Origin of the sequence: Acinetobacter sp. UBA5984 (genome assembly GCF_002429925.1) — a bacterium.
GTDB classification, from domain to species: domain Bacteria; phylum Pseudomonadota; class Gammaproteobacteria; order Pseudomonadales; family Moraxellaceae; genus Acinetobacter; species Acinetobacter variabilis.
In genome coordinates this window covers 41096-57277 of the sequence record NZ_DJBE01000002.1, presented here as the reverse complement: position 1 = coordinate 57277, position 16182 = coordinate 41096, and the positions used below count along the sequence as shown (strand labels likewise).

Below are 16182 nucleotides of genomic sequence, written 5' to 3'. Positions count from 1 at the left end.
TAAAAAAGACACCTTAAGATTCATCATCCTGGGTATCTTTTTTATTTGAGTCATTGTTTAGAACTGATTATTCTTCGATTTGCCCATGCTCTTTCATCAAAGCAATAAATTGCGCTTCATTGATCACGGGCACACCGAGTTTTTCTGCTTTATCGAGCTTAGAACCGGCTTTTTCACCCGCCACCACACATTTGGTTTTACTCGATACACTGCCACTGACCCGTGCACCTAAGGCTTGCAACAGTTGTGTTGCTTCATCACGTCCCATAGAACTTAAAGTTCCAGTCACTACCCAGCTTTCGCCATTCAGTGGTTGGTGCGTTGGTGCAATTGGCGCATCCCAATGAATACCGGCAGCCAACAAGCGATCCAATACTTCCAGGTTATGCGGTGCCTGGAAGAAATCAACAATCCACTCTGCGGTAATATCACCAACATCCGGTGTTTTCTTTAAAGCGTCTACATCAGCACTACGTAAAGCGTCGAGAGTCTGGAAAGTATTGGCCAGCATACGTGCTGTCGTTTCACCTACGCCACGAATCCCGAGCGCATAAATAAACGCTGCCAATGTAGTTTTCTTGCTGTTCTCAATCGAATCAATGAGATTTTGAACGGACTTTTCACCCATTTTTTCGATTTGCAGTAATTGCTCACGATGCTCATGCAAGTGATAAATATCCGAAACATCTTTTAAAAGATTGAGATGTAACAGTGACTCTACCCAGCGATCGCCCAGACCTTCGATATCCATAGCCTTACGTGAAACAAAGTGACGGATGGTTTCGATGCGCTGCGCCGCACAATACAGTTCACCTGAACAACGTGCCAAGGCCTCGCCTTCCGGCATAACAACTGGAGAACCGCACACCGGACAATTATCAGGTAAATGCACTTCTACCGCATCGGCAGGACGGAATTCTGACCAGACTTTTTCCACTTTAGGAATCACGTCACCACTACGATAAACGCTGACGGTATCCCCGATTCTTACATCCAGACGGTGAATTTCACCAATATTATGCAGCGTTACATTGGAAACGGTTACACCACCCACTGCAACCGGATTCAACCGTGCTACAGGCGTTAGAGTCCCAGTACGGCCCACTTGCCAGTCAATATTTTCAACAGTGGTCAATGCAGCCACTGCCGGGAATTTATAGGCGGTCGCCCAACGTGGTTCACGGCTCAAGAAACCCAGTTTCTGTTGCTGTTTCAGGTCATTGACTTTGATGACCATACCATCGATTTCGACACTAAGCTTTGAACGTTCTTCAATGATCTGCTCGTAAACTTTTTGCACTTCCTGGATGCTACTGCAGATAAAATGCCGCTCACCAACAGCAAAGCCAAACTGCTGTAGCCATTCCAGACTGGCTGACATCGTGGTTTGACCATGATGCGGTACACACTGGGCAATCCCATAGGCATAGAAAGCCAAAGGTCGAGAAGCTGCAATATTCGGATCAAGCTGGCGTAAACTGCCGGCCGCGGCATTACGTGGATTGGCAAAGGTTTTTTCACCTTTCGCTGCATTGGCCGCATTCAGACGTTCAAAGCCGGATTTCGGCATCAGCACTTCGCCTCGCACTTCCAGTAATTCTGGAATCACGCCATTCACTGGAGATAGAAATTTTGGCAGATTACGGATGGTTTTGACATTCTGGGTAATATCTTCTCCAGTTTCCCCATCACCACGGGTGACACCGCGAACCAGTACGCCATGTTCATACCATAGAGAAATTGCCAGACCGTCAAATTTCAGCTCAACATCGTATTCAATCTTTTGATTGGGTAAGCGTTCTTCAATACGGCGCGCAAAAGCAAACAGATCATCCTGATTAAACACGTTGCCCAAAGACAGCATTGGCACCGCATGCGTTACGGTCAGAAATTTGGAAAGTGCCTGACCGCCTACTTTCACTGTCGGTGTGTCTGGCTGTTGTAAATGTGGATATTGTTCTTCTAAAGCTTTGAGCTGATGAAAGAGCTGATCATATTCACTGTCTTCAATCGTAGGTTGATCCATCACATAATAAGCATGATTATGCTTGGCAAGCAGTTGAATCAATTGACGCATTTGCGCAATGACAGTGGCATCTTGGGTCATAATTTCACCATAAAAAAGGGCGGAAAATCCGCCCTATACAATATTCAGCTTTTCGCTATTATAAAAATCGGATTCTGCAGATTCAATATTGGAATATTAAACTTCTGCAGTTTGTCCAGCACGATAATCAATCGCCTGATGACGCCAGAATTCACGTAATTGTGGGGTCATTTCCTGCTGGTTCTGATCATAAACCAGACCATCCACTTCACGCGCAATCAGACGAGAAATGCTGTCCATGGTATCGAAGGCATTCTGCACATCGCTATGCGGTAAAGCCAGGAAGAACGCCAGACCTTTCACTTCTTCAGTCGACAGAGTTTCTAGGTCAAAACCTTCCATACCGGTATCTGCCATACGCAATACTGAAAATAGCAATTTTGAGCCATCTTCACTATAACGATGGAAACATGCCAACTCACCATAACGCAGGCCATATTTCAGTAAAACTTTTAGGGTTTTTTCGCCTGAAAGAGCACGGCCTTGTGGATAAACATGCAATGAAATAATCGTTTCAGCATTAGCCAGCGAACATTCTTCATCCACAATTTTTTGCTCATGGAGATGTGCATCGAGAATACTGCTTTCATCATTAAAGTCAGAAATTTCAGCTTTTTCAATATTACTATTCAGGCTAAATTCAGCGGCTTTAGGCTCTGCTGCTTCTACTGTTTCAGGCTTACTTTCTTGTTCCGCTGACGTAGTGTTTTCTTCAGTTTTGGCTACTTCCGGTTCTGCTTCTTCTGCATCCACCGGTGTGTCGAGTCGGCTTGCTGCTTTAGTTTCTGGCTGGGCGGTTTCAACCAAAGTTGGCTCTACTTTGGCTGCTTCTTGTTGTTCTTCCGCAGGTGCAATGTTGTTTACCACTTCTTCATTCAGACTCGGTTCCACACGTGCAGCTGCCGGACTTTCGGTTTTAGACAGTTGAGAACGTACATGCCTTGGAATAACCGGAGTCTGGCTGTCAGGATCAATATGCAGATCCGCATCCAGTGACGGTACAGCCTCCGCAGGTTTTTTCAAGATCAGTCTTATGCCGAATAGCATAATCACAATTGCAATAACAATCCCGATAATTGTGGTGATTTCCATGTTATACCTCCGCAGCTAAGCCGTATTCTTTTGCCTGTTCCAAATTTACTGTCACTAATTTTGAGGTTCCCGGTTCAGGCATGGTTACACCTAAAAGATCAGTCGCCATCATCATTGCAAGTTTGTTATGAGTAATATAAATAAATTGCACTTGTTCAGAAAGCTCTTTGACTAAATTACAAAAACGTCCCACATTGGCATCGTCCAGCGGTGCATCCACTTCGTCCAATACACAGAATGGTGCCGGATTTAGGCGGAAAATTGCAAAGACCAGTGCTAATGCGGTTAAAGCCTTTTCACCACCAGAAAGCAATGCCAGTGAGCTGTTGCGCTTGCCCGGTGGGCGAGCCATCAGTTTTACACCCGATTGCCATCCATCTTCAAGACTTAAACTCGCTTCACCGCCCTCAAATACTTTCGGGAACAGGTTTTGTAGCTCGGCATTGACCTGATCGAAGGTATTCATAAACAGTTTACGGGTTTCCTGATCAATACTTTTCATTGCTGCCTGCAGCTGTTCAACGGTATTTTCCAGGTCCTGAATCTGATGGCTGAGCTCGTCATAGCGTTTCGAAACTTCTTCATACTCTTCAGAAGCTGCCAGATTCACCGCACCCAGTTTATCGAATTGAGCCTGTGCTTTTTCCAGTTTGGCCTGATGTGCTTTTACATCAATATTCAGCCCTGAAATTACTTCACTATTCAATTCTTTCAGTTGTTCTGAATAATGCTGCAAATCGGATTTGGCAGCTTGCCAAGCCAGACGTTTGGCTTCGAGTTCAGTACGCAATTGTTCATCTTGCTGCTGGAACGTGTGGCGCTGCTCAGTCAGGTGCTGCTGCTTGCTCTGGATCTGATTCAGCTCAACCTGCCAGTCTGCCCAGGTTTTTTGCAGTTTTTCCGTGATCAGAGCCTGTTCATTGAACTGGCTCTGTAAAGCTGGCAATTCCAGCTGTACCGGATCGACAAACTTTTTGGCCTGTTCTATTTGCGCAATAATCTGCTGATATTGTTCTTTTAAAAACAGCTGATCTTTTTCCAGCAGTTCAGCCTGTTGCTGACTTTGTACCGTTTGCCTGCGTAGTAATTCTAATTCCTGCTGTGCCTGCTGAGTGATTTGCTGTGAGTCTTCCAGCTGGGCATTGAGTTCTTCCAGCTGGAATTGCAAGGTCTTGTAATTCGGCAGTGCCTGTTCCAGTTTCAAATTCAGTGCATGCAGATCAATTTCCAGATCGTCTTTCTGCATCGCATCTTCTTCCAGCTGCTCATCCAGTTGCTGTAACTGGTTTTGCAATTGCTGTTTCTGTACCGCAAAGGCCTGCGTCGCGCTCTGAACTTTGGCAATGTTCAGATCAAGCTGTTGTAACTGCTCTTGTGCCTGCTTCTGCTGCTCATTGATGCTTTGAATCTGGCTTTGCAAAGTTTTTACTTGAGCAGTGAGTTCAGGTAACTGTTGCTCTAGATCTGCGAATTTCGGTTCAAGCTGAGTCAGTTGCTGCTCGATTTCATCCAGACGGATACGATGACTCAGTGCCCCTTGTCCCGCCTGACTGGCTTCATCATAGTCCAAGGCAATTACCCAATCTGGGCCGACATGATAGCCATCCAGACTTAAGATCGACTGGCCTGCTCTCAGCTGAGTTTGTAAACCAACTGCCTGTTTAAAGTTCTCAGCTAAGGCCACCTGTTGCCAGAGTGAATATTGAGGCGCTTCAATCCAGTCTGCTAAACAAGGGAGTTCAGCGATCTGAATATTATCCNNGCAGAAAGCCATTTCGCCAGGAACTTTTCAATCAGGCTGGCATGAGCTTTGGCCTGTGGATTCAGCTTCAACACCTGCATTAACTGCACCGCATCCGCTTTGGCGTTTGGATTGGCTTTGGTCAGTAACTGGCTCAGGTTTTTCCGTTCTGAATGCAGTACCTGAATTTCTGATTTCATCTGTATGAGCAATTGCTGCTGACCTGCCTGTTCTGCCTGTAGCTGCTCAAGCTCAGTTTTCAGTGTTTTGAGCTGAGTCTCAAAGCCAGTGATTTGCTGTTCAGTTTCAGTTCTATCAGCCTGATACTGTTCCAGCTCATCTTGCTGCGCCTGCTGCTGAATTTGTGCTGCCTGCTGTTGCAAGGTTTCTTTTTGCTGTTCAATCCGGACAATATTTTTAGCCAGCTGTTCACTTTGCGCCAGCATTTGCTGTTTACGTTGTTGCTGTTGTTCAACCTGGGTTTTAATTTGAGCAAACTGGGCAGCAATCGTACCTTGCTGGGATTTTAGATCAGTCAGGCTCTGGTTTTGTTCCTGACTTTGACCTTCCTGCTGCTGCAATTGTGCAGTCTGATCTTCGAGCTGCTGATGCAGGGTGTCCAACTGTAATTCAATCAGCTGTAAACGTTCTTTGGTCTGCGCTTTCTGTTCTTCGAGCTTCACCAGACTGGTCGAGTTCTGCTGCAACAAGGACTGCTTTTGCTGCAACGTCATTTCCAGTTCGCTGAGCTTTTTCTCAGCCTGTTGCCATTCAGTTTGTAGCGGTGTGGATTGTTGAATCAGGCGCTGGAACAATTCACTGGTCGCTCCCAGAGCATGCTCAACAGTAGTCAATTCAGAACGTACCAGCTTAAAATTCTCGCCCAGCGTATTCATCTGCACAGTATATTCTTCTTGCAGTCTCTGACTTTGCTCACACTGGAACGACAGGATTTCAATCTTGATGGTACGGATCTGGCCTTCCAGTTCCTTATATTGAATGGCAGTTTCTGACTGGCGTTTTAAGGTTTTAAGCTGAGACTTGAGTTCAGAGGCAATATCTTCCAGACGCGACAGGTTCTGCGTAGTGTGATCCAGATGCAGCATGGTCTCGCGGCGACGTGCCTGATAACGGGAAACCCCTGCAGCTTCTTCAATAAAAACCCGCATTTCTTCCGGCTTGGCATCCACCAGACGGTTAATCATGCCCTGTTCAATAATCGCATAAGAACGCGGCCCCAGACCGGTTCCCAGGAAAATATCGGTAATATCACGACGTCGGCATTTGGTGCCATTCAGGAAATATTCAGACTTGCCATCACGGTTGACCTGACGACGCACTGCCAGCTCATTATAGGCATTATATGCACCGCCTAGCTTGCCATAGGTATTATCAAAGCGCAGTTCTACACTGGCGATGCCCACCGGTTTACGCTTGGCAGTTCCGGTAAAAATCACATCCTGCATGCTGCCACCACGCAGTTGGCGCGCACTGGACTCACCCATCACCCAGCGTATGGCATCAATCACATTTGATTTACCACAACCATTGGGTCCCACTACTGCAGTCCGGTTATCCTTGAAGTGTAAGGTGGTACTGTCAGCAAAAGATTTGAAGCCTGAAAGTTTTAAACTGCTTAAACGCATAGTGTCCTGATTTAACGTCGTGAGCGTCTGGCCCACGCGAGTTCAATTTGTTTCATCCGTGTCAGAGATTCCAACACAAGGTTGCGCAAGTGTCGACAAAAATCTTCCATAAATAACGTCGCCTGATGGGATTTACGAATTAAAATCGCTTCCGTCACCAGTTTAAATAATTCAAAAGATTCCTGTAGCTCACGTCTTGAAATATTCAGGGTCAGAAAATAGCTACGGCGTAAAGATGGCAGCAGTTCCTGATAGTAGCGCATCAGGTAAAGATTACCGACCATCTCCTGTTGCTGGGCCATTCCCTGAAAGATCAAATCATAAAACTTTTCGATATGGCCTTGGCGGGTTTCGGCTTCTAATTGTTCTAATAATAGCTGAATGCGCTCTGCCTCATGGCTACGCCAGGTTTCTGCCATGCGATGTACCATCTGCCCCAGCAATAAAGAGGTCAGGTCAAACAAGGCACGAACCTGCATGGCCGACATTTCCGAAACAATGGCACCGCGACGCGGGAAGATTTCAATCAGCTGGGTACGTTCAAGCAAGAGCAAGGCTTCACGGACTGATCCCCGACTGACGTCAAGTTCCGATGCAATTCTGAGTTCCTGGATGCGTTCGCCTTCAACCAGTTCACCCCGGATAATCTGTTCACTGATATGCTTGGCAATCTGTTCAGACAAACTGTGTGCTTCTTGTTGTTGCATACTGTTCCTGTCTTATTTTTATTGATGCAAGTGCAGTCATTCTGGATGACTATTCAGTTATTAAACGGCTTTTTTGCAGAAAATACTTTGACATTGTCAGACAATCTTGTGTCTATACAGCCAACCCAGTCAAAGAAAAAGGAGAATAGTGACCCATTCTCCTCAAAAAATTTAGCTGATAAAAAATGAGTAGTTCAGGCAGTAAAGCCTTGATAGATAAAATACAGACCAACTGTAGTCAGTAAGGCCGCAAAACATTTTTTTAATAGAACTGGTGATAATAAATGCGCCACTTTTGCACCAAATTTTGCAGTGATAAAACTCATCACACTAATACCAACAAACGCATAAATATGAATATAACCAATCGTATTTGGTACTTCGACTTCAGCTTTCTGACCAAACCAGATGAAACCTAAGGCACCAGCCACTGCGATCGGCAAACCGCAGGCAGCAGAAGTGGCTACTGCTTTCTGGATGACGACACCACAACGATTCAGGAAAGGCACAGTCAAACTGCCGCCACCAATCCCGAATATGGCCGATGCCACGCCAATGCCGCCACCCGCTGCCAGCTGTAATGCGGCTGAAGGTAATTTCTGATTCGGATCAACCTGATAATGCGCGCCTCTAAACATTCTGAAGGCAATCCAGACTGCAAAGAAGCCAATCAGCAATTGCAGGCCTTGGCCCGATAAATAATCTGCAATACCAGCTCCCAAGAATGAGCCAATGACCAGGCCAGGTGCCAGATTACGCACCACATCCCATAACACTGCCCCTCTCTGATGATGTGCCATCACCGAACTGATTGAGGTCACAATAATCGTGGCCAGAGAGGTTCCGACTGCCATATGCATAATCACGCTTGGATCGTACTGGAGCTGGGTAAAAACAATGTACAGGATTGGCACGATAATCAGGCCACCACCAACGCCAAACAGGCCTGCGGCAAATCCTGCAATTGCACCAATCAATAAATATATGATTAACTCCATAACGACATTTACCACGTTTAGATTCAAATGGATGTAGAAACTCGCGAACTGCAGCAACGTTTAAGTCAAGCAGGCCAGCTTCCTGAAGTGTTGCTGATCAAGCCCATTACCACATCGACCAATGACGATGTCCGGGAACTGGCAACCAAAGGGGTACAACAGGTACTGGTGTGTAGCCGCGTGCAAACCCAGGGACGTGGACAGCGTCAACGTCAGTGGATTTCTCCTGAGGGGAACATCTATTTAAGCACATTGCTGCATACACAAAAAGCAATCGATGGTCGTCTGGCGCTGGAAATTGCATTAAATATCCTGCAAATGCCAAGTCTAAAAGGACTGGACTTGCAAGTGAAATGGCCCAATGACCTGTACAGCCTGCAAGGGAAATGGGGCGGCATTCTGATTGAACCGATTTCGACCCAACAGGTGGTGGTCGGTGTCGGGATCAATATCAGCCCACTCATGGAAAGCATTCCAGACCAGCAGGTCACCTCTCTGACTGAATTGGGACTACCGCATGCTTCACGTGTAGATCTGATTGCCGAGTTGTATCTCGCCATTCAGCAAGCGGGTGAATGGTTTAATTACGGCAGTCAGAATCTACCAGCACGGTTTAACCAATATGCTGCATTTTTCCAGCAAACAGTTGAATTTACCGATATTCAAGGCCAATATTCCGGAACTTTCCTCGGCATTCAGGACGATGGTGCAGTCATTATTGAAACGGATGCAGGTACGCAGACATTTTATCAGGGGCAACTCCGTCTTAAAAACGGCGGCTGAACAGGCTTAACTCAATGAAAAAACTATGGTTGGATATCGGCAATACACGACTCAAGTACTGGATTACGGAGCAGAACCAGATCATTGAGCATGCCGCGGAAATGCATTTGCAATCCCCTGCCGACTTACTTCTTGGCTTGATTCAGCATTTTAAGAGTTTGGGCTTGCATCAGGTCGGGATTTCTTCCGTGCTGGACAAAGCAAATAATACCCGAATTCAATCGATTCTGACCTGCCTGAACATTCCTGTAGTTTTTGCCAAGGTACAGGCACGCTATGCCGGTCTGATCTGTGGCTATGATGATCCTTCACAGCTTGGGATCGACCGCTGGTTGCAGGTGCTGGCCGTTGCCAAGTCAGCTGAGAAAAATTATTGTGTGATTAGCTGTGGGACTGCCCTGACCATTGATCTAGCCCAAGGTCAGAAACATCTCGGTGGTTATATCCTGCCGAATCTGTATTTACAGCGCGATTCCCTGATCCAGAATACCAAAGGCATTAAAATCCCGGATGCGGCTTTCGATGAACTCAGTCCTGGGCGCAATACCATTGACGCCGTGCATCATGGCATTTTATTCGGTCTGCTCAGCACCATTGAAAAAGTACTGCAAGACTTTCCGGCGCAGCTGATCCTGACTGGTGGAGATGCTGTGCTGTTTGCCCAGCATCTCGAACGGTTTCAGCCTGTGATTGAACCCGATTTATTGCTTAAAGGCCTGCAGCATTTTGCAGATCATTTGCCAGACACAGTTTGAGGAGCTCGAGTAACTTTGAAAAATCTGCATAGCCATCCAGTTTGTTAAAATGCCCTGCATTTTTGATTTCAAAAATCTGTGCATTCAAGCTATGGCCCAAACGCAGCGAAATCGGTGCAGGCACATAAGGATCATTGCTGGAAAGCAGCATTACAAAGCGTTTGGCACCATGTGATAAATTGTTCAGATCTAATTTTACTGCCTGTACCATTTTGTTCAGTTCCGACCAGGCCACCAGTGATGTATCAAAAGCTGCGACTAACATGAGTCCGCCAATTTTCAATTGTGTACGGCTATAGTGTTCTTCAAGAAACTTTAGAGCACTTAAGCCACCCAAGCCATGCGCAACAATGAAACTATGCTCATCCAGATGCGGAATCTGCAGTTTCAGGTTGTGTTGCCATTCTTCCAGATCAGGTTGAAAAGGATTGGCCAGCATGATCCGTTTGGCCTCGAACCCTGCGTCTTTGATCTGCCGGCTCAACCATGGATACCAGTGGTCATTTGAGGTCGCCTGATAGTCAGGCACGATATAGACTTTCTTAGTTATATTTTTCATAGCATTGTACTTATTATATTGAGAGCAAAATGCTCCGACTAAAAGTTAAGTTTTTAATTATTAGTGGATGAAATTCAATATTCCTTATTTAATTTCATCCTACCTATTAAACCACCCCGGTAATCACCCCTCTATTCAGTGGAAGATTGGATCAGATGAGGCTGAATCACTCGCCAGACTTCCGGCAGTTCAGTACAGCCTTGCGAATTAATGAAATGCCCTTGATGCTCGGCACAGATTACGATTGCATCCAAACTCTCTGCCTGCTCCAGACTAAAGTCAGGCTGAACCCGATCATCACCTTCCGAATAAATCACTACACGTTCATCAATCTGACGTTTCAGCAAATCAAAATCCACTTCAGCCGCGTCAATGAACGGATTAACTTCTTCCAGACGTCCCAGTCTGCCATTAAAACCGGCCACTAATACCAGTTGTTTGATTCTCTGATTTTTTAATTCGCGACTTAAATAATGTAATGCAGCCAGACATCCCAAGCTATGTGCAATAAAAATACTATTTTCGTCAATCCCGTCAATCTGTTCACGCATTTGCTGTTCCCAAACCTCCAGTTTTGGCGTAGTTGACGGGTCAAGTCTGAGTACTTTCAAGCTGACATGTTCCTGCTGGGCTTTTTCCTGAATCCATGGAAACCAGTTTTCTTCAGGACTTGCGGTATAGCCATGCACCACAATCACTTGAGTCATTAGAAACATCCTTCTGTATTATTTTATTTCGAATGTTTTCGAGTCTGCCTGATTTTTCTGGAAATTTGGGTAAGCAAATGTTGTTTTGTTTAAACCAGATATAAAAGAAAATACAGACAATAAAAAAGGCGCTATACGCGCCTTTCTTACTTAAAACATTTATTTTTTGTCGTTGCCGCCGAACAGTGGGCCCATGCCACCACCGCCACCAAACTGTTTTTGCAGACCGCTCAGTGATTTCATCATTTTTGCCATACCCGACGGATTGGCAAATTTCTTCATCATCTTCGCCATTTGCGCATGCTGTTTGATCAGCTTGTTGACTTCTGAGACTTCCATACCGCAACCTGCTGCAATACGCTTTTTACGGCTTGGATTCATCAGGTCAGGGTTACGACGTTCCTTGATAGTCATCGACTGGATAATCGCTTCCATTTTCTTCACTTGCTTTTCAGGATTTGCCTGCGCAATCGCATCTTGAATACCAGAATTGCTCATGCCTGGAAGTTTGTCCAGGAAGCCCATCATGCCGCCCATCTTGTTCATCTGCTCGAATTGCATCAGCATATCTTCAAAGTTGAAGCTACCGCCTTTCTGCAATTTCTTCGCCATTTTCTCGGCTTTTTCTTTGTCGATTTTGCGTTCAACTTCTTCGACCAAAGAAAGCACGTCACCCATGCCCAGAATACGCTGTGCCACACGTTCCGGATGGAATGGCTCAAGCGCATCCAGTTTTTCACCCATACCGAGGAACTTGATTGGTTTGCCAGTAATCGCACGAACAGACAGTGCTGCACCACCACGCGCATCACCATCAGTTTTAGTCAGGATCACACCTGTCAAAGGAAGCGCATCGTTAAATGCTTTGGCTGTATTTGCCGCATCCTGACCGGTCATGGCATCAACCACGAACAGGGTTTCAGTCGGATTAATCGCTGCATGCAGCTCTTTAATCTCTTCCATCATATCGTCATCGATATGCAGACGACCTGCGGTATCGACAATCAACACATCAGCAAACTGGATTTTTGCCTGTTCAATTGCACGATTAACGATGCTGATTGGCTTTTCAGTAGCACTCGATTCAAGGAAAATCGCGCCAACTTCGCCAGCCACTGTCTGTAACTGCTTGATCGCGGCCGGACGATAAACGTCGGCAGATACCATGGCTACTTTTTTCTTTTGACGCTCTTGCAGGAAGCGTGCAAGTTTGGCTGCAGTCGTGGTTTTACCCGCACCCTGCAAACCGGCAAGCAGTACCACCACCGGTGGTTTCGCTGCAAGGTCAAGGCTTTCATTGGCCTCGCCCATCATTTTGGTCAATTCGTCATAGACGATTTTGACGAAAGCTTGCCCTGGTGATAACTGAGTCATCACTTCCTGGCCTAATGCTTCTTCCTTAACTTTCGCGATAAATTCACGAGTTACAGGTAACGCAACGTCGGCTTCAAGAAGTGCCATACGTACTTCACGTAACGTATCTTTAATATTGTCTTCGGTTAGCTGCCCTGAGCCAGTAACATTTCTTAAACTCTGCGTGAGTCGTTCTGTTAAGGTATCAAACATTGCAAAATCCGCTTAAAATAGCCAGTAGCAAAAAATTGTTTCTTAAAATAGAAAATTTATGCATAGAATGCTATAGGATACTGTAGTTCGCACTGAATTTATATAAATGAATATTCATCACCCTTAAAAAGGTTTGACATGCTTAGCCTACCCTTGGTTTACACGATCTTAGCATTAATCGCTTATACCTCTTCTTTTTGGTATCTGTTCATTCATTTAATGACTAAACGTACTCCAAATCAATGGTTTGTCGGCTTAACAGCTTTAGTTGGACTGGTACTCCATGCTTTGGTTTTATCAGGTGACATGTATACCCCGATGGGGATGAATTATGATGTATTTGCCTTACTTTCCTTTACTTCAGGGCTAATGCTACTGCTGAGTATCATTTACAGTACCTATCGGCCGATTATTGCGCTAAACCTGATTGGTATTCCCGTCGCTGCGACCGGCCTGATCCTCGGTTTTAGTTTCACCCAGCCAGCGAAAGTCATTGCACAGAATTCCCTGGGTCTGGATATTCATATTATCTTGTCCCTATCTGCTTACGCTGTGTTATTGATGGCGACGATTCAGGCCGTGATTTTGCGGTTTCAGGACCGTGAACTGAAGAAGAAACAGAAACGTCGGGTTTGGGTGAATCTGTTGCCATCCTATCAAGATATGGAATCTTTATTGTTCGATATGCTGATGACCGGTTTCATTTTACTGACACTGGCATTGGGTTTCGGCTTCTTTACCATCGATAATTTCTTTGCCCAGCATCTGGCCCATAAGACTGCCTTTAGTATTGTGTCCTGGCTGGTTTATGGTGCATTACTGATTGGACACTGGAAATTTGGCTGGCGTGGCCAGAAAGCAGTTCGTTTTACCTTGCTTGGGTTTGGCCTGCTGGCGCTTGGTTTTATCGGTTCCAAGTTTGTGCTGGAAATGCTATTAAACAAATAAAGTGATTGATCCTCGATCGATATTACAAAAGCTCAGCTAAGACTGGGCTTTTTATTTAATTATCCTTTTCTTTATCTGGATTCACTTTCCCTACCCGTACAGATAGGGGCCAGCTCACTACCCGGGGCAATTCCGGATCTTCCCATTCTGGCAATAAGGCATCTGCCAGTATATTCAGCGGATTATGTCCGAGTGCCTGAGTGGCTGCTTTTACGGCTGACCAAGTGCTCATATAGCCTATCAGTTGGTAAAAGTTCCACTCGACTTGTAATACCGGCGGCTGTACAGCAATTTCATGAAATGGAAATGGCAGATTTTTGTATCCTTCATCAACATGGCGGCGTTCAGGTGCCCAATAGGGCGCAATGGTCACTTCATAAAAATGTCTGAAATAATGATTTAGATGTTCTTCATCGATGCTGAATACCCCATAACTAATAAGAGCCAGAATAGCATTGGGTTTTGCAATACGGCGAACCTCCGTATAGAACTTATCCAAATCCAGCCAATGGGCAGCTTGTACGACTGAAATCAGATCTACACTCTGGCCAACACATGGGATTTCTTCGGCTAAGGCCTGATGATATTGAATTTTCGGATGAGATTTGGCTTGGGCAAGCTGTTCACTACTCGCATCAATGGCAATGACCTGATCAAAATAATGCGCCAAAACCTCTGAAAACTGTCCTGAGCCACAGCCGACGTCTAGAGCCAATTTGGTACTCGGTGATAGCTTTGCCAGTATCTTCCCCAAAGTGTCCGGATAATGCGGGCGAAACAAGGCATAATCTTGAGACTGCTGGGAGAAATGGTCTTTAAATTCCCGACTTTTCATCTGCACTTTCCTGACCCGTTTTCTAACAGCTTAGCTTGATCCGGAAAGGCGACAATAGTAATTTGGTTTCATTTCCAATAATTTTTAAAACTAAAAAATTAGCATATTTTAATTATCTAAAGTTTAAAAAAAAATCAGCGAGTTTAACTATTCTGCTTGATCTGATAATCCGCTTTAAAGTTCTGATAACCACGTCGCTCTGCGGAATCTTCGCTTAAAGCTTCTACTTCCTGCAGGGTATTCAAGCAACGTGCAGTGAGCTGGATATATTGCTCGGTGCCATGGCTTTTCCAGGCAATTTCTTTTTCTTCTAAAGGACGAACTACTTTCGCCGGACTGCCAAGTACCAGATTATTTGCTGGTACTTTGAATTTAGCCTTAACTGTACTGTTGGCCCCAACAATGACATTCTCCCCGATTTCGGCCTCATCCAGAATCACGCTATTCATACCGATCAAGGCATTTTTTCGTACCACACAGCCATGCAGAATGGCACCATGACCAACATGGCCATATTCTTCAACCAAGGTCACACTGTCCGGAAATCCATGAATAGTACAGGAATCCTGTACATTGGCATTTTTCTGGATATGAATCCGGCCAAAATCGGCACGTAGTGAAGCAAATGGACCAATATAAACTCCGGCTTCAATAATCACATCACCAATCAGCACAGCCGTAGGATGGACATAAGCTTCAGGGCTGACGACAGGAATTACCCCATCAATCGCATAACATGGCATAGACTCCTCCTTGAGCTATTACATTCATGATTTTTTAAAATATTAAAAAGTCAATTCCGGCTGCTTTAAGCCACCAAAACGTTTATAAAATTGTGGATGTGCAGGTGGCATAAGGCCTTCCGCTGTCCGGGCAGTCTCCAGGAAAAACTCATCTCCTGCTGCAAATACTGCCTGATACAGATTGGTACTTAAATTACGCGCAATCAGTGACAACCAGTCTGTTGGCAACAGTTCAAATGGCAGATTCGGGTCTTTCAGTAAAATACGGCGATATTGATGGATCAGCAGGATACGAATCTGAAAGGCTTGTACTGGATCCAGTTCCTCTTCATTTTCCACCAGATAGAAAAACTCGCGGAAATCGCTAATAAATTTTTCATAACGCTGATGCAGTTCCGGGATTGGCCAGTTAGTCTCAACCATGCGTTTAATGGTTGGATAAGATTCCTGCCAAAGCTGTAAAGTTTCAGCACGAAACACTACGACCTGATCGGTCATCTTGTTATTCAGTAACAGGTTTTGCAGTTTCTGCTGATCACACCCCGGATAGGCCATGACATTGGTCGCGATATTGGCAAAGCCCAACCATTCCAGTTCTTTTTTCAGTGTCTGTTTATTTTCCAGTTCAACTGAACTGAGCAGAACTAGATCCCATTTCTGGTCCCATTCATTATGCTGGAAGCTGTAAATCTTTTGGTCTGCGGTAATAAAACGCTGACGGCTGCTTTCGGTAATACGGTAATAACTGGTGCGGCCAATCTTTTCTGAACTCAGCCAGCCATTTTGTACCAGACGGAATACAGCGGTACGCACAGAACGCTCATTGAAGCCAAATACATCCATCAGCTGAATCAGGCTGGCAAGACTAATGACTCCCCCACGGTGATAAATGCTGTCACCAAAAATCGTCATTACCAATGAGGTTCCACTGAGGGTCTCATTCTGAATGAAATCATCAATTACTTGTTTTAATTTCGGATTCATTACGTTCAATT

The 16182-nt window shown here is 45.2% G+C and carries 13 protein-coding genes and 2 pseudogenes; 3 read left to right on the top strand and 12 right to left on the bottom strand.

What is annotated here, in order from left to right:
* Positions 1–67: 67 nt before the first annotated feature.
* The 6 genes and pseudogenes from ligA to B3J29_RS00340 form a co-directional block, all read right to left on the bottom strand.
* The gene (gene ligA, locus B3J29_RS00360) at positions 68–2107 is read right to left on the bottom strand and encodes an NAD-dependent DNA ligase LigA (protein ID WP_286964134.1); all 2040 of its coding nucleotides are present in this window, start codon (positions 2105–2107) and stop codon (positions 68–70) included.
* Positions 2108–2203: 96 nt separating this feature from the next.
* Positions 2204–3199 (bottom strand): cell division protein ZipA C-terminal FtsZ-binding domain-containing protein, encoded by a 996-nt coding sequence (locus B3J29_RS00355; protein WP_286964133.1) that lies wholly within the window; start codon positions 3197–3199, stop codon positions 2204–2206.
* A gap of 1 nt (position 3200) precedes the next feature.
* Positions 3201–5140: pseudogene (locus B3J29_RS15375) on the bottom strand (chromosome segregation protein SMC); the annotation flags it as partial.
* 402 nt (positions 5141–5542) lie between these two features.
* Positions 5543–6586: pseudogene (locus B3J29_RS15370) on the bottom strand (chromosome segregation SMC family protein); the annotation flags it as partial.
* A gap of 11 nt (positions 6587–6597) precedes the next feature.
* A complete protein-coding gene (locus B3J29_RS00345; RefSeq protein WP_034170647.1) occupies positions 6598–7293 on the bottom strand; it encodes a GntR family transcriptional regulator in 696 nt (231 codons plus the stop codon).
* Between the two features lie 194 nt (positions 7294–7487).
* On the bottom strand, positions 7488–8291 hold the full coding sequence (locus B3J29_RS00340) for a sulfite exporter TauE/SafE family protein (RefSeq protein ID WP_286964132.1): 804 nt from the start codon (positions 8289–8291) through the stop codon (positions 7488–7490).
* 27 nt (positions 8292–8318) lie between these two features.
* Here B3J29_RS00340 and B3J29_RS00335 point away from each other — a divergent pair, with 27 nt between their 5' ends.
* Both B3J29_RS00335 and B3J29_RS00330 read left to right on the top strand, forming a co-directional pair.
* A complete protein-coding gene (locus B3J29_RS00335; protein WP_286964130.1) occupies positions 8319–9074 on the top strand; it encodes a biotin--[acetyl-CoA-carboxylase] ligase in 756 nt (251 codons plus the stop codon).
* 14 nt (positions 9075–9088) lie between these two features.
* Entirely contained in the window at positions 9089–9829 is a 741-nt protein-coding gene (locus B3J29_RS00330) for a type III pantothenate kinase (protein WP_286964129.1), read from the top strand.
* Here B3J29_RS00330 and B3J29_RS00325 read toward each other — a convergent pair.
* The 3 genes from B3J29_RS00325 to ffh form a co-directional block, all read right to left on the bottom strand.
* Positions 9783–10388 carry an RBBP9/YdeN family alpha/beta hydrolase gene (locus tag B3J29_RS00325; RefSeq protein ID WP_286964127.1) on the bottom strand — a complete coding sequence of 202 codons (606 nt, stop codon included), beginning with the start codon at positions 10386–10388 and terminating at the stop codon, positions 9783–9785. The two genes, B3J29_RS00330 and B3J29_RS00325, sit on opposite strands and share 47 nt — an antisense overlap.
* A 131-nt stretch (positions 10389–10519) precedes the next feature.
* Positions 10520–11095 carry an RBBP9/YdeN family alpha/beta hydrolase gene (locus B3J29_RS00320; RefSeq protein WP_208462110.1) on the bottom strand — a complete coding sequence of 192 codons (576 nt, stop codon included), beginning with the start codon at positions 11093–11095 and terminating at the stop codon, positions 10520–10522.
* A gap of 159 nt (positions 11096–11254) precedes the next feature.
* A complete protein-coding gene (gene ffh, locus B3J29_RS00315) occupies positions 11255–12661 on the bottom strand; it encodes a signal recognition particle protein (protein ID WP_004783356.1) in 1407 nt (468 codons plus the stop codon).
* Positions 12662–12799: 138 nt separating this feature from the next.
* On the opposite strand from ffh, the gene B3J29_RS00310 reads away from it, so the two are divergent.
* Positions 12800–13609, top strand: a complete 810-nt coding sequence (locus B3J29_RS00310; RefSeq protein ID WP_004783358.1) for a cytochrome C assembly family protein — start codon at positions 12800–12802, stop codon at positions 13607–13609.
* A gap of 55 nt (positions 13610–13664) precedes the next feature.
* Here B3J29_RS00310 and B3J29_RS00305 read toward each other — a convergent pair whose 3' ends face one another.
* The 3 genes from B3J29_RS00305 to paaX all read right to left on the bottom strand — a co-directional run bounded on the left by B3J29_RS00305 (position 13665) and on the right by paaX (position 16171).
* Entirely contained in the window at positions 13665–14444 is a 780-nt protein-coding gene (locus tag B3J29_RS00305) for a class I SAM-dependent methyltransferase (RefSeq protein WP_286964125.1), read from the bottom strand.
* A gap of 143 nt (positions 14445–14587) precedes the next feature.
* The gene (locus tag B3J29_RS00300) at positions 14588–15187 is read right to left on the bottom strand and encodes a gamma carbonic anhydrase family protein (RefSeq protein WP_286964123.1); all 600 of its coding nucleotides are present in this window, start codon (positions 15185–15187) and stop codon (positions 14588–14590) included.
* 42 nt (positions 15188–15229) lie between these two features.
* Positions 15230–16171 carry a phenylacetic acid degradation operon negative regulatory protein PaaX gene (paaX, locus tag B3J29_RS00295; protein ID WP_159123525.1) on the bottom strand — a complete coding sequence of 314 codons (942 nt, stop codon included), beginning with the start codon at positions 16169–16171 and terminating at the stop codon, positions 15230–15232.
* Positions 16172–16182 lie beyond the last annotated feature (11 nt).

What these genes read in the sequence shown, in the direction of transcription:
- ligA (WP_286964134.1), bottom strand. Translation starts at nt 2,107, where the DNA reads ATGACCCAAGATGCCACTGTCATTGCGCAAATGCGTCAATTGATTCAA.
- B3J29_RS00355 (WP_286964133.1), bottom strand. Translation starts at nt 3,199, where the DNA reads ATGGAAATCACCACAATTATCGGGATTGTTATTGCAATTGTGATTATG.
- B3J29_RS00345 (WP_034170647.1), bottom strand. Translation starts at nt 7,293, where the DNA reads ATGCAACAACAAGAAGCACACAGTTTGTCTGAACAGATTGCCAAGCAT.
- B3J29_RS00340 (WP_286964132.1), bottom strand. Translation starts at nt 8,291, where the DNA reads ATGGAGTTAATCATATATTTATTGATTGGTGCAATTGCAGGATTTGCC.
- B3J29_RS00335 (WP_286964130.1), top strand. Translation starts at nt 8,319, where the DNA reads ATGGATGTAGAAACTCGCGAACTGCAGCAACGTTTAAGTCAAGCAGGC.
- B3J29_RS00330 (WP_286964129.1), top strand. Translation starts at nt 9,089, where the DNA reads ATGAAAAAACTATGGTTGGATATCGGCAATACACGACTCAAGTACTGG.
- B3J29_RS00325 (WP_286964127.1), bottom strand. Translation starts at nt 10,388, where the DNA reads ATGAAAAATATAACTAAGAAAGTCTATATCGTGCCTGACTATCAGGCG.
- B3J29_RS00320 (WP_208462110.1), bottom strand. Translation starts at nt 11,095, where the DNA reads ATGACTCAAGTGATTGTGGTGCATGGCTATACCGCAAGTCCTGAAGAA.
- ffh (WP_004783356.1), bottom strand. Translation starts at nt 12,661, where the DNA reads ATGTTTGATACCTTAACAGAACGACTCACGCAGAGTTTAAGAAATGTT.
- B3J29_RS00310 (WP_004783358.1), top strand. Translation starts at nt 12,800, where the DNA reads ATGCTTAGCCTACCCTTGGTTTACACGATCTTAGCATTAATCGCTTAT.
- B3J29_RS00305 (WP_286964125.1), bottom strand. Translation starts at nt 14,444, where the DNA reads ATGAAAAGTCGGGAATTTAAAGACCATTTCTCCCAGCAGTCTCAAGAT.
- B3J29_RS00300 (WP_286964123.1), bottom strand. Translation starts at nt 15,187, where the DNA reads ATGCCATGTTATGCGATTGATGGGGTAATTCCTGTCGTCAGCCCTGAA.
- paaX (WP_159123525.1), bottom strand. Translation starts at nt 16,171, where the DNA reads ATGAATCCGAAATTAAAACAAGTAATTGATGATTTCATTCAGAATGAG.